Origin of the sequence: Streptomyces sp. NK08204 (assembly GCF_020400585.1) — a bacterium.
Taxonomy (GTDB): Bacteria; Actinomycetota; Actinomycetes; order Streptomycetales; family Streptomycetaceae; genus Streptomyces.
The window spans coordinates 1-13,742 of record NZ_JAINVF010000002.1; the positions used below are offsets into that span (position 1 = coordinate 1).

5 protein-coding genes and 1 tRNA gene are annotated in these 13,742 nt (G+C 69.5%); 5 read left to right on the forward strand and 1 reads right to left on the reverse strand.

Features of this window, described 5'->3' with window-relative positions:
* Positions 1-113: 113 nt before the first annotated feature.
* Together K7G59_RS03185 and K7G59_RS03190 are read left to right on the forward strand one after the other, a co-directional pair.
* Positions 114-776: a DegT/DnrJ/EryC1/StrS family aminotransferase gene (locus tag K7G59_RS03185; protein ID WP_225830734.1), complete on the forward strand. Its 663-nt coding sequence runs from the start codon at positions 114-116 to the stop codon at positions 774-776.
* Positions 777-871: 95 nt separating this feature from the next.
* Positions 872-944, forward strand: a tRNA-Thr gene (locus tag K7G59_RS03190).
* Positions 945-1,020: 76 nt separating this feature from the next.
* Here K7G59_RS03190 and K7G59_RS03195 read toward each other — a convergent pair.
* The gene (locus tag K7G59_RS03195; protein WP_225830271.1) at positions 1,021-3,777 is read right to left on the reverse strand and encodes a SpoIIE family protein phosphatase; all 2,757 of its coding nucleotides are present in this window, start codon (positions 3,775-3,777) and stop codon (positions 1,021-1,023) included.
* Positions 3,778-4,185: 408 nt separating this feature from the next.
* Between K7G59_RS03195 and K7G59_RS03200 the strand changes: the two genes are divergently transcribed.
* The 3 genes from K7G59_RS03200 to K7G59_RS03210 all read left to right on the forward strand — a co-directional run bounded on the left by K7G59_RS03200 (position 4,186) and on the right by K7G59_RS03210 (position 13,533).
* Complete coding sequence (locus K7G59_RS03200; protein WP_225830272.1) at positions 4,186-9,642, forward strand: HAMP domain-containing protein; 5,457 nt, start codon at positions 4,186-4,188, stop codon at positions 9,640-9,642.
* A gap of 297 nt (positions 9,643-9,939) precedes the next feature.
* Complete coding sequence (locus tag K7G59_RS03205) at positions 9,940-10,620, forward strand: two-component system response regulator (protein ID WP_225830273.1); 681 nt, start codon at positions 9,940-9,942, stop codon at positions 10,618-10,620.
* 123 nt (positions 10,621-10,743) lie between these two features.
* On the forward strand, positions 10,744-13,533 hold the full coding sequence (locus K7G59_RS03210; RefSeq protein WP_225830274.1) for a DNA translocase FtsK: 2,790 nt from the start codon (positions 10,744-10,746) through the stop codon (positions 13,531-13,533).
* Positions 13,534-13,742 lie beyond the last annotated feature (209 nt).

Genomic DNA, 13,742 nt, shown 5'->3' on the forward strand with positions numbered 1-13,742 from the left:
AAATTGTGAAAGGGCGGACCCTGAACTTCGGTTCATGGTCCGCCCTTTTTTTGGTTTGCGTAACGCGTCGTTCACGTTGCGCCCCGAGCATCCAGCACATGGGTACTGCTGCAATGCTCAGGGCCGCCGGCGTCGGAGTCGGTGACGAGGTCGTCGTACCAGCCTTCGGGAACGTCGAGATCGCCGAGGCCGTGACCCTGGCGGGCGCGCTCCCGGTGTTCGCCGACATAGATCCCGTCACCTACTGCCTGGACCCTTCCTCCGTGGAAGCGTCCATAACCTCCCACACAGCAGCCGTCGTTGTCGTACACCGCTTCGGACGGCGTGCGGACATCGGGCGGTTGCACGCACTCGGGCGGCGTCATGAGCTGCTGGTGCTGGAGCGGGGCGAGTCCGAGGCGCCGTACGACGAGATCGCCCAGCGCAGGGAGCGGGCCGCGTACCTCGACAGCAAGCTCAAGGGCGTACGGACACCGGACGGCGGCGACGGGCACACCTATCAGCAGTACGTCGTGCGTGTGTCCGGCAACGGCCGGCCGGACCGGGACGCCTTCGCTCGGGCCCTGCGCGCCAGGGGGGTCGAGTGTCGGGTGCCCGTGAAGACACCCGTGCACCGGTTGCCCGAGTTCCGGCGCTGTGTGACGCTGCCGGAAACGGAACAGGCCGCAGACGAGACGCTGGCCCTGCCCGTGGAGGCCACGCTCACGAAGCGGGAGATGCAGCGGATCGTGTCCGCCTGCAACGCCCTCGGAGGACTGCTCCAGCCCGCCTTCTGACCGTACACCGTCGGTCGCCGAACGAATTTGGGAAATCGCGCCTGTTCAGGGTATGGTTTTCCTGTCGCCGCGAGGGAAACCTCGAAAACGACAAGGCCCCTATAGCTCAGTCGGCAGAGCGTCTCCATGGTAAGGAGAAGGTCAACGGTTCGATTCCGTTTGGGGGCTCGACAAAAAGGCTCCACCCTAAAGGGTGGGGCCTTTTCGTATGCCCGGACGGACCCGGGCGGGCGAGCCCCGGGCCTCAGTCCGTGGGGAGGCCCGGAACGCGCATCGCCAGAATCGCCATGTCGTCCGAGGGGGCGTCCGACGCGAAGCGTTCCACCGCGCGCATGACGCGGGCCGCGACCGCACCGGCCGTCAGACCCGTACAGGTGGTGAGCACGTCGGCGAGGCCGTCGTCGCCCAACATACGCGTGCCCTCCCGACGCTCCGTCACGCCGTCGGTGACGCACAGCAGGACATCGCCCGGATCGAGCGTGACCGTCTGCTCGTACAGCTCCAGGTCCTCGATGACGCCGAGCAGCGGCTGTGGTTCGGCCGCCGCCATCACCGTGCCGTCCTGGCGCAGACGCAAGGGAAGCGGATGGCCGGCGCAGACCACCTTCAGCTCGGCACTGCCGTCCTCCTGCGTCCGCAACTCGCCGTACAGCAGGGTCAGGAAGCGGCTGCGGTCGCCCTCGTCGAGAATGGCGGAGTTCAGACGCTCCAGGACCGCCGGGCCGCTCAGCCCCTCGCGGGCCAGCAGACGCAGCGCGTGCCGGGCCAGGCCCGTGACCGCCGCGGCGTTCGGCCCCGTGCCGCAGACGTCGCCGATGGCGAAGCCGTAGGCCCCGTTGCCGATGGGGAAGACGTCGTAGAAGTCGCCGCCGACCTCGTTGCCCTCGCCTGCCGCGCGGTAGATGACTTCCACCTCGACACCGTCGATGTGCGGCGGGCCGGGCGGCAGCAGGCTGCGCTGGAGGGCCTGGCTGATGGCCGTGCGCTCCGAGTACAGGCGGGCGTTGTCCAGGGCCAGGGCGGCCCGGCGGGACAGGTCCTCGGCCAGTTCCAGGATTTCCTGCCGGAAGTGCTCGTCGGTGGGTTTGCCGAGGGTGAGCATGCCGATCACGCGGTTGCGCGCGACCAGCGGCAGGACGACCGTCTCGCCGCCGACCGCGGAGGCCGTGGCGAGGGTCGGACCGATACCCGAGGAGACCTGGTGCGTGGGCCCGCCGGTCAGGCCGAGACTGCGCATCGAGCTGCGCAGGGCCGCCTGGTGCGCCACCTCACCGGGGGCCGTCCACACCCGGGCGCCGGGCGTCGGAACCGGATCGGGCGGCGGGATCTTCGAGAGCAACGACTTGATGCCGTCGATGAGTTCCTCGTCCTCGTGCAGGACGTACGACAGATACGGGTCCGAGGCCTGGTCGGCGATCGTGTAGACAGCACACCAGGTGGCCAGGGTGGGCACCGTCATCTGGGCCATCAGGGCCAGCGTCTGGTCCCGGTCCAGGGTGCCGGCCAGCAGGTCGGAGGCCTCGACCAGGAAGCTGAGGGAGCCACGGCGCAGCCGCTCCAGCTCGCCCAGGCGGGCCGACTCGACAGCCAGGGCGATGCGGTCGGCGGCGAACTGCAGACGCAACGCCTCTTCGTTGGAGTACCGGCCGGGTGCCTCCGCGGCGACACCGAGGGAGCCGGTGAGGCGGCCCTCGACCTTCAGCGGGACGGTGACGACCGAGCGCATGCCGGTGCCTGACAGCAGGGGGACGGCTCCCGGTACGGCCGCGAGGTCGTCGTGGACGGCGGGCATGCGCGCGGAGCCGTAGCGGCCGGGGCCCGCCTCGACGGGGACGCGGGCGAAGCGCTGGCGGGCGGAGGGCAGGCCGGTGGAGGCCCGGACCTCCAGCTCCGTCTCGTCGTCGGTGGCCAGCAGCAGGAACGCGGAGTCGGCGTCGAGCATGTCGCGGGCGCGTTCCACCGTGCGCTGCAGGAGGCCGTCGAGATCGTCCGGGGCGGGGGAGCCGATGAACACCTCGAAGGGGTCGGCGCTCTGGCCGTCCGGGGACGGAGCCGGGTCGGTGGCCGGGACGCGCAACGGCGTCTGCAGAACGGCGCGTTCGTGGTCCCGTACCAGGAGACAGACGGTGGAGGGTTCGCCACCGGTGTCGCGGACCCTGAGATGGGAGGCGTACACCGGGGACACCCGGCCGTCGGCGCCGCGGATGCCGTAACTGCCCTCCCAGCGTGAGAGCTGGAGGGCCTCGGCGACGCCGGTGCCGGTGCCAGGGGTGTGCGGCCAGGCGGCGAGGTCGGTCAGGGGCTTGCCGATGACCTCGGGTGCGGGGTAGCCGAAGAGTTCCTCCGCGTCCTCGTTCCAAGCGGTGAGGGAGCCCTTCCGGTCGACCTGGAGGACGGCGACGCGGACCCGGCCGTCGGCCAGCGGGAGCAGGTCGGCGGGCAGGGAGGGGCCGGCGGCGCGGGTGCCCACGGGGCGCTCGGGCAGCGTGAGCTGGAACCAGACGTTCTTGTGGGTGGGCGTGTAGTCCACGCCCCAGCGGGAGGCGAGCGCCGCGCAGAGCTGGAGGCCGCGGCCACCCTCGCGGTCAGGGCTGCCCATGGTGGCGGGGGAGGACTGGAGCGGCACCTCGCGCTCCGGGTAGCGGTCGGAGACCTCGATGCGTACGCCGCTCTCGGTGCGCAGGCACAGCACCTCCGCGTGCGTGCCCGCGTGGACGACGGCGTTGGTCACCAGTTCGCTGGTGAGGACGACGGCGTCGTCGACGATGTCGGCGAACCCCCAGCCCTGGAGGGTGTCCCGGACGAAGGACCGGGCGGTCGCGACCGATCGCCCGACGGGCTCGAAGCTGGCAGCCGCGCGGGCGGTGATCACGGAACTCCTCGGCCGGTTGTCGACGTACAGGGCTGAGTGGCCGGCCGGCTCGCACCGCTGTTGCGGCATCAGCTCGCCCGTCGGCTGTGGCTCCGGGGGCTGTCCCCCGGGGATCAGTCCGGTGGTCATGGTCTGGGCCGCCCCTCCGATGCCCGCTCGTGCTCGTACCACCGCCCAGGCCGGACGGACCGGTGCAGCTGGACAGCCGCATGCAAGGTTACTTACCTTCACCGTCCGAGCGGACGCCGGTCGCCGGTGTTTACCCCCCAGGGTGTGCGGACGATGCGTGAAGCTGCCGAACTGTTATGGCCTGGTTCGGCGGGGGTGAAACACTGGGCAAGCTTCTGATGAAGGTCGGGTTGGCTTGCGTGTGTTCCGTGTAGGACGGGCAGCAGCACGTGGTGTGGCTGGATCTCGTCTGGCAGAAATACGCAGCAGTAACCGCTACCCGGAAGTAGCCGGTATGCCGAGTGAACGGCGTGCCGGGCCGAGTGGCCGAGCAGAGCCGTAACGGTCGACCCCTGCGGGAGGGACACAGTGGAGTCTGGCGCAGCGACGCGGGGCACGAGGACGCGCGCGAAAGGCGGACCGTCCCTGGGCAAGAGCGGTGGCACCACCGCCGTGGACACGGCTGCCCTGAACCGGCTGATGGCAGCTCTGGTGGCGATGCGCGACGGCAACTTCCGCAAGCGGCTCACGGTGTCCGGTGACGGCGTGATGTCGGAGATCGCGGCGGTCTTCAACGAAGTGGCCGACCGCAACATGCATCTGACGGGCGAGCTGTCGAGGGTGCGGCGCATGGTCGGGCGGGAGGGAAAGCTCACGGAGCGGCTGGAGACGGGCGTCTGCGAGGGTTCCTGGGCGGCTGCCATCGACGCCTCCAACGCGCTGGTCGACGATCTCGTATGGCCGGTTTCCGAGGTCAGTCGGGTGCTGACGGCGGTGGCCGAGGGTGATCTGTCGCCGCGGATGGACCTGCGTACGCAGGCCCCGGACGGCACCGGGCATCCGCTGCGCGGTGAGTTCCTGAAGGTCGGCCGTACCGTCAACAACCTGGTCGACCAGCTCTCGACGTTCACGGACGAGGTCACGCGCGTGGCCAGCGAGGTCGGCACCGAGGGCAAGCTCGGCGGTCAGGCGCGGGTGCGCGGGATGTCGGGTTCGTGGAAGGACCTGACCGAGTCCGTCAACACGATGGCGAACCGGCTGACGGCGCAGGTACGGGACATCGCCCTGGTGACGACAGCCGTGGCCCGGGGCGACCTGTCGCGCAAGGTGACCGTTCATGTCGCCGGCGAGATGCTGGAGCTGAAGAACACCGTCAACACGATGGTGGAGCAGCTGTCCTCGTTCTCGTCCGAGGTGACCCGGGTGGCCCGCGAGGTCGGCACCGAGGGCATCCTCGGCGGGCAGGCGCAAGTGCCCGGGGTCGCGGGCGTCTGGAAGGAACTGACCGACTCCGTCAACACGATGGCGGGCAACCTGACCGCTCAGGTGCGGGGGATCTCCCAGGTCACCACGGCGGTCGCCAACGGCGACCTGTCGCAGAAGGTGACGGTTCCGGCGCGCGGTGAGGTCGCGCAGCTCGCTGAGACGATCAACCAGATGACCGAGACGCTGCGGATCTTCGCGGACGAGGTCACGCGCGTGGCGAACGAGGTTGGCGGGGAGGGCCGGCTCGGCGGTCAGGCGAACGTGCCGGGCGCGGCGGGCACGTGGAAGGACCTGACCGACTCCGTCAACACGGTGTTCCGGAACCTGACCACGCAGGTGCGGGACATCGCGGCGGTGACGACGGCCGTGGCGAGCGGTGACCTGTCCCAGAAGGTCACCGTGGACGTGGCCGGCGAGATGCTGGAGCTGAAGAACACCGTCAACGGCATGGTGGACCAGCTGTCGGCGTTCGGTGCGGAGGTGACCCGGGTCGCGCGGGAGATCGGCGTCGAGGGCGAGCTCGGCGGCCAGGCGCAGGTGTCGGGCGCGGCCGGTACCTGGAAGGACCTGACGGACTCCGTCAACACTGCATTCCGCAACCTCACCGGTCAGGTGCGCAACATCGCCCAGGTGACGACGGCGGTGGCGAACGGCGACCTCTCCCAGAAGGTCACCGTGGACGTCTCCGGCGAGATGCTCCAGCTGAAGAACACCGTCAACACGATGGTGGACCAGCTGTCGAGCTTCGCCGACCAGGTGACCCGGATGGCGCGGGACGTGGGCACGGAGGGCCGACTGGGCGGTCAGGCCCGGGTGGACGGCGTGTCGGGCACCTGGAAGGAGCTGACGGACTCCGTCAACTTCATGGCCGGCAACCTGACTTCCCAGGTGCGGCAGATCGCCCAGGTGACGACGGCCGTGGCGCGCGGTGACCTGTCCCAGAAGATCGACGTCGACGCGCGCGGCGAGATTCTCGAGCTGAAGAACACCATCAACACGATGGTCGACCAGCTGTCCGCCTTCGCCGACCAGGTCACCCGGGTCGCCCGTGACGTGGGCACCGAGGGGCGGCTCGGCGGTCAGGCGCAGGTGCCGGGCGTGGCCGGTGTGTGGCGGGACCTGACCGACTCCGTGAACGGCATGGCGGGCAACCTGACCGCCCAGGTGCGCAACATCGCCCAGGTCGCCACCGCTGTGGCGCGCGGTGACCTGTCCCAGAAGATCACCGTGGACGCCCGCGGGGAGATCCTGGAGCTGAAGAACACCCTGAACACGATGGTCGACCAGCTGTCGTCGTTCGCCCAGGAGGTCACACGTGTGGCCCGTGAGGTGGGCACGGAGGGCATCCTCGGAGGTCAGGCCGAGGTCCAGGGCGTCTCCGGCACCTGGAAGGACCTCACGCAGTCCGTGAACTTCATGGCGAACAACCTGACGATCCAGGTGCGCAACATCGCCGAGGTCACGACCGCGGTCGCCAAGGGCGACCTGTCCAAGAAGATCACCGTTGACGCCAAGGGCGAGATTCTTGAGCTGGTCACGACGGTCAACACCATGGTTGATCAGCTGTCCAGCTTTGCCGAGCAGGTGCTCCGCGTGGCCCGTGAGGTGGGCACCGAGGGCATCCTGGGCGGACAGGCGCACGTGCCGGGCGTCACCGGCATCTGGAAGGACCTGAGCAACAACGTCAACCTGATGGCCAACAACCTGACCATGCAGGTGCGCAACATCTCGCAGGTGGCGGCGGCGGTCGCCAACGGCGACCTGACCCGGCAGGTGACGATCGAGGCCCGCGGCGAGGTCGCCCAGCTCGCCGACACCATCAACACGATGGTCAAGACGCTGAGTTCGTTCGCCGACCAGGTCACCAAGGTGGCCCGTGAGGTGGGCACGGACGGCATCCTGGGCGGGCAGGCGCACGTGCCGGGTGTGGCGGGCACGTGGAAGGACCTCACCGAGTCCGTGAACCAGATGGCGTCCAACCTGACCGGTCAGGTGCGCAACATCGCCATGGTCACCACGGCGATCGCCAAGGGTGACCTGACGAAGAAGATCGACATTGACGCGCGCGGTGAGATCCTTGAGCTGAAGACGACGATCAACACGATGGTTGACCAGCTGTCCAGCTTCGCCGAGGAGGTCACGCGCGTGGCCCGCGAGGTGGGCACCGAGGGGCAGCTCGGCGGCCAGGCACGCGTGCGTGACGTCGACGGCACCTGGCGCGACCTCACCGAGTCGGTGAACGAGATGGCCGGGAACCTGACCCGGCAGGTGCGTGCCATCGCGCGCGTGGCGACCGCGGTGACCCGCGGCGACCTGAACCTGAAGATCGACGTCGACGCGTCCGGCGAGATCCAGGAACTGCAGGACTACATCAACAAGATGATCGCCAACCTGCGCGACACCACGATCGCCAACAAGGAGCAGGACTGGCTCAAGGGCAACCTCGCCCGTATCTCGGCGCTGATGCAGGGCCGCCGCGACCTGGACGACGTCGCCTCCCTGATCATGAGCGAACTGACGCCGGTGGTCTCCGCGCAGCACGGCGCCTTCTTCCTGGCGATGCCGACCGTCGACGGCAAGGACGTGGGTGACGGCAAGGAGAGCTACGAGCTGCGGATGCTGGGCTCGTACGGCTATTCGATGGGTTCCATGCCGACGTCGTTCCGCCCCGGCGAGGCGCTGATCGGAACCGCCGCCCAGGAGAAGCGCACGATCCTGGTGGACAGGGCGCCCAGCGGTTACCTGAAGATCTCCTCGGGGCTCGGCGAGGCCCCGCCCGCGCAGGTGATCGTGCTGCCGGTGCTCTTCGAGGGCAAGGTGCTCGGCGTGATCGAGCTGGCTTCCTTCACGCCGTTCACGCAGATCCAGAAGGACTTCCTCAACCAGATCGCCGAGATGATCGCGACGAGCGTCAACACCATCTCGGTCAACACCAAGACCGAGCAGCTGCTGAAGCAGTCGCAGGAGCTGACCGAGCAGCTGCGTGAGCGATCCGCCGAGTTGGAGAACCGGCAGAAGGCCCTCCAGGCCTCCAACGCCGAACTGGAGGAGAAGGCCGAGCTGCTGGCCCGGCAGAACCGGGACATCGAGGTGAAGAACACCGAGATCGAGGAGGCCCGGCAGGTCCTGGAGGAGCGTGCCGAGCAGCTCGCGGTGTCGATGCGTTACAAGAGCGAGTTCCTCGCCAACATGTCGCACGAGCTGCGTACGCCGCTCAACTCGCTGCTGATCCTGGCCAAGCTGCTCGCCGACAACGCCGAGGGCAACCTCTCGCCGAAGCAGGTGGAGTTCGCCGAGACCATCCACGGCGCCGGCTCCGACCTGCTCCAGCTGATCAACGACATCCTGGACCTGTCGAAGGTCGAGGCGGGCAAGATGGACGTCTCCCCGACGCGCATCGCGCTCGTCCAGCTCGTGGACTACGTGGAGGCCACCTTCCGGCCGCTGACCGCGGAGAAGGGCCTGGACCTGTCCGTGCGCGTCTCCCCGGAGCTGCCCGCGACCCTGCACACCGACGAGCAGCGCCTCCTGCAGGTGCTGCGCAACCTGCTGTCCAACGCGGTGAAGTTCACCGACTCCGGGTCGGTGGAGCTGGTGATCCGGCCCGCGAGCGCGGATGTGCCGCAGACCATCCGGGAGCAGCTGCTCGAGGCCGGTTCGCTGACCGATCCGGACGCGCCGCTGATCGCCTTCTCGGTGACCGACACCGGCATCGGCATCGCGGCGGGCAAGATGCGGGTGATCTTCGAGGCGTTCAAGCAGGCGGACGGTACGACCAGCCGCAAGTACGGCGGCACCGGACTCGGCCTGTCGATCTCCCGGGAGATCGCGCAGCTGCTCGGCGGTGAGATCCACGCGCAGAGCGAGCCGGGCCGCGGTTCGACGTTCACGCTGTACCTGCCGCTGCACCCGAGCGAACTGCCGCCGCAGGGCTACCAGCAGTCCGTGCCGCCGCTGGAGGCCGGCGAGCTGGTCGCCTCCGAGACCCGGCTGTCCTCGGAGCTGTCCGCCGTGGAGATCGAGATGCCGGCCGAGGTGAAGTCGTACCGGGAGACGCAGAACGGTCCCGCCGCGCTCTTCAGGCGCCGCCGCCGGGGCCTGCCGCAGGGTGAGTACCGGCCCGAGCCGTGGTCGGCGCTGCCCGAGCAGGAGAGCGGACCGCAGCCGGGCCGCTCGGTGCGGTTCCACGGGGAGAAGGTGCTGATCGTCGACGACGACATCCGTAACGTCTTCGCGCTCACCAGCGTCCTGGAACAGCACGGGCTGTCGGTGCTGTACGCCGAGAACGGCCGTGAGGGCATCGAGGTGCTGGAGCAGCACGACGACGTGGCGGTCGTGCTGATGGACATCATGATGCCCGAGATGGACGGGTATGCCACGACCACGGCGATCCGCAGGATGCCGCAGTTCGCCGGGCTGCCGATCATCGCGCTGACCGCGAAGGCGATGAAGGGCGACCGGGAGAAGGCGATCGAGTCGGGCGCCTCCGACTACGTGACCAAGCCGGTCGACCCGGATCATCTGCTGACGGTCATGGGGCAGTGGATGGGGGCGGAGTGAGGGAAGCCGGTGAGGCGCCTGGGCGAGGGAACTTTCCGGCCGGCGGTGGACGTTGCCGGAACGCCGGGTGTGTGCGCAGCCGTCGGCGCGCAACCGCCGGAAGGGCGATGGAATCTGGCATTCCGGGAACCTTCGGGGCTCTGCCCCCGTTTCCCCTATGTGCACAGTGACATCGCGGTGACAGGGTGTGGCGACAGGCGGGGTGCGGCTACGATGACCGGCACAAGGACGGGCGGCGACAGGGAGTCGTCCCCTGGGGCGGCGCCCGGTGTACCGCCGGGGCGAGGAGGGCGGGCCATGGTGCAGAAGGCCAAGATCCTCCTGGTCGATGACCGGCCGGAGAATCTGCTGGCGCTGGAGGCCATCCTCTCTGCGCTCGATCAGACGCTGGTGCGGGCATCGTCCGGGGAGGAAGCGCTCAAAGCACTGCTCACGGACGATTTCGCGGTCATCCTGCTGGACGTCCAGATGCCGGGCATGGATGGTTTCGAGACCGCCGCCCACATCAAGCGGCGCGAGCGGACCCGGGACATCCCGATCATCTTCCTCACCGCGATCAACCACGGCCCGCACCACACGTTCCGGGGCTACGCGGCGGGCGCGGTCGACTACATCTCCAAGCCGTTCGACCCGTGGGTGCTGCGCGCGAAGGTCTCGGTGTTCGTCGAGCTCTACATGAAGAACTGCCAGCTGCGGGAGCAGGCGGCGCTGCTGCGGCTCCAGCTGGAGGGCGGCGGCAAGGGTGCGGTCGCCGGCAAGGAGTCGGCCGGGCTGCTCGCCGAGCTGTCCGCGCGGCTCGCGGCCGTCGAGGAGCAGGCCGAAGCGCTGTCCAAGCAGCTGGACGACGAGTCCGCCGACGCGGCGGCGGTCGCCACGGCGGCTCATCTGGAACGCAAGCTCACCGGGCTGCGCCGCGCGCTCGACGCCCTGGAGCCGGGTGCGGGCGGCAGCGGAGCGTCGGTGCCGACCCGGAACTGATGTGTGCAGCCGGCCCGTTGCCCATGAAGGTGCGTCAGTTCCACGCCCCGGCAAGGCCGACACGAACGGGTGAAGCCCTGGGCACACGTGTCCGCTGTCGTCTCCCCCGGTAACCTCACACCCATGGCCTCACGTCCCTCCGCAGCCAAGAAGCAGCCCGCGAAGAAGGCGGCCTCTCCCGCGAAGGGCCCGGCGAAGAAAGCCGCCGCGAAGAAGGCCCCGGCCAAGAAAGCGCCCGCCAAGAAGGCGCCCGCGAAGAAGGCCGCGCCGCCGGGCCCGGCCCCCAGCCCCACCGGGGGCATCTACCGGCTCGTGCGCGCCCTCTGGCTCGGCGTCGCACACGCGGTCGGCGCCGTCTTCCGCGGCATAGGGCAGGGCGCCAAGAACCTCGACCCGGCACACCGCAAGGACGGCGTCGCGCTGCTGCTGTTCGGTGTCGCGCTGATCGTCGCCGCCGGGACCTGGGCCGACCTGAAGGGCCCGGTCGGCGATCTGGTGGAGATCCTGGTCACCGGTGCCTTCGGCCGGCTCGACCTGCTGGTGCCGATACTGCTCGCGACGATCGCCGTACGGTTCATCCGGCACCCGGAGAAGCCGGAGGCCAACGGCCGGATCGTGATCGGCCTGTCCGCGCTCGTCATCGGCGTGCTCGGCCAGGTCCACATCGCCTGCGGCTCACCCGCCCGCAGCGATGGCATGCAGGGCATAAGGGACGCAGGCGGCCTCATCGGCTGGGCGGCGGCGACCCCGCTGACGTATGCCATGACCGAGGTGCTGGCCGTCCCCCTCCTGGTGCTGCTGACGGTCTTCGGGCTGCTCGTGGTCACCGCGACCCCGGTCAACGCCATCCCGCAACGGCTGCGCGCGCTCGGCGTGCGCCTGGGCGTCCTGCACGACCACGAGGCCGAGGAGTTCACCGAGGACGACGAGCGCTACGAGGATCAGTGGCGCGAGGCGCTGCCCGCGCGCCCCCGCCGACGCCGGAGCGCCCCCCAGGCGTACGACCCCGCAGACGCCGAGGAGGAGGCCCTCGCACAGCGCCGTGGCCGCCCCAGGCGCTCGGCCGTGCCGCAGCCCGACCCGCGACGGCAGATGGACGCCGTGGACGTCGCCGCCGCAGCCGCAGCCGCGCTCGACGGCGCCGTGCTGCACGGCATGCCGCCGTCCCCGCTCGTCGCCGACCTCACCCAGGGCGTCGCCGTGGGCGAGCGTGAGGACACCACCCCGGTGCCCGCGCCGCCCGCGGTGCCGGCCGCTCGCCCCCGGCAGGACATCCTCGACAAGGACGAGCTCGAGCAGGACCAGCGGGGGGAGAGCGCCCCCGCCCCGGCCAAGAACGTCCCGGACCTGACCAAGTCCGTTCCCGACCTCACCAAGAAGGCCCCCGAGCAACCGCGCGACCTGCCTCCGCGCGCGGAACAGCTCCAGCTGTCCGGGGACATCACCTACGCGCTGCCCTCCCTGGACCTGCTCACGCGCGGCGGCCCCGGCAAGGCCCGCAGCGCGGCCAACGACGCCGTCGTCGCCTCGCTCACCCAGGTCTTCTCCGAGTTCAAGGTCGACGCGGCCGTCACCGGCTTCACGCGCGGCCCGACGGTCACGCGCTACGAGGTCGAACTCGGCCCCGCCGTGAAAGTCGAGCGGATCACCGCGCTGACCAAGAACATCGCCTACGCGGTCGCCAGCCCTGATGTGCGGATCATCAGCCCCATCCCCGGCAAGTCCGCGGTGGGCATCGAGATCCCCAACACCGACCGGGAGATGGTCAACCTCGGGGACGTGCTGCGTCTCGCCGAGTCCGCCGAGGACGACGACCCGATGCTGGTCGCCTTCGGCAAGGACGTCGAGGGCGGGTACGTCATGCACTCACTGGCGAAGATGCCCCACATGCTGGTCGCCGGCGCCACCGGCTCCGGCAAGTCGTCGTGCATCAACTGCCTGATCACCTCGGTCATGATGCGGGCGACCCCGGAGGACGTCCGGTTGATCCTGGTCGACCCCAAGCGCGTCGAACTCACCGCCTACGAGGGCATCCCGCACCTGATCACGCCGATCATCACCAACCCCAAGCGGGCCGCCGAGGCGCTGCAGTGGGTCGTGCGCGAGATGGACCTCCGCTACGACGACCTGGCCGCCTATGGATACCGGCACATCGACGACTTCAACCGCGCGGTGCGCGAGGGCAAGGTCAAGCCGCCCGAGGGCAGCGAGCGGGAACTGCAGCCGTACCCGTACCTGCTGGTGATCGTGGACGAGCTGGCCGACCTGATGATGGTCGCCCCGCGCGACGTCGAGGACGCGATCGTGCGCATCACGCAGCTCGCGCGCGCGGCCGGCATCCACCTGGTGCTCGCCACCCAGCGCCCCTCCGTGGACGTCGTCACCGGCCTGATCAAGGCCAACGTGCCCTCGCGGCTGGCCTTCGCCACCTCCTCGCTCGCCGACTCCCGGGTCATCCTCGACCAGCCCGGCGCCGAGAAGCTGATCGGCAAGGGTGACGGCCTGTTCCTGCCGATGGGCGCGAACAAGCCGACCCGTATGCAGGGCGCGTTCGTCACCGAGGCCGAGGTCGCGGCCGTCGTACAGCACTGCAAGGACCAGATGGCGCCGGTCTTCCGGGACGACGTCACCGTGGGCAGCAAGCAGAAGAAGGAGATCGACGAGGACATCGGCGACGACCTCGACCTGCTGTGCCAGGCGGCAGAACTGGTCGTATCCACCCAGTTCGGTTCGACCTCCATGCTCCAGCGCAAGCTGCGCGTCGGCTTCGCCAAGGCCGGGCGGCTCATGGACCTCATGGAGTCCCGGAACATCGTCGGGCCGAGCGAGGGTTCCAAGGCGCGTGACGTCCTTGTGAAGCCCGACGAGTTGGACGGCGTGCTCGCTCTGATCCGCGGGGAGTCCGACGGGTAAGGGGGAGTCCGGCGGGTAGGCGAAGGACCGTGCGGCCGTCCGGCGCGCCTGGGTTACGCCGGGTGGCGGCACCGTCGTGATCCACCCGTTAGAGAGTGGTGAGCAACCGTTTCCCTTTGCCGTACGTCAAGTTGAGCGAAAGGAAAGGCACCTGTCCCATGCTGGGACGCGTGCCCGACCGGCCACCGGGATGACCGGCCATTCCGATG

What these genes read in the sequence shown, in the direction of transcription:
- K7G59_RS03205 (WP_225830273.1), top strand. Translation starts at nt 9,940, where the DNA reads ATGGTGCAGAAGGCCAAGATCCTCCTGGTCGATGACCGGCCGGAGAAT.
- K7G59_RS03195 (WP_225830271.1), bottom strand. Translation starts at nt 3,777, where the DNA reads ATGACCACCGGACTGATCCCCGGGGGACAGCCCCCGGAGCCACAGCCG.
- K7G59_RS03210 (WP_225830274.1), top strand. Translation starts at nt 10,744, where the DNA reads ATGGCCTCACGTCCCTCCGCAGCCAAGAAGCAGCCCGCGAAGAAGGCG.
- K7G59_RS03185 (WP_225830734.1), top strand. Translation starts at nt 114, where the DNA reads ATGCTCAGGGCCGCCGGCGTCGGAGTCGGTGACGAGGTCGTCGTACCA.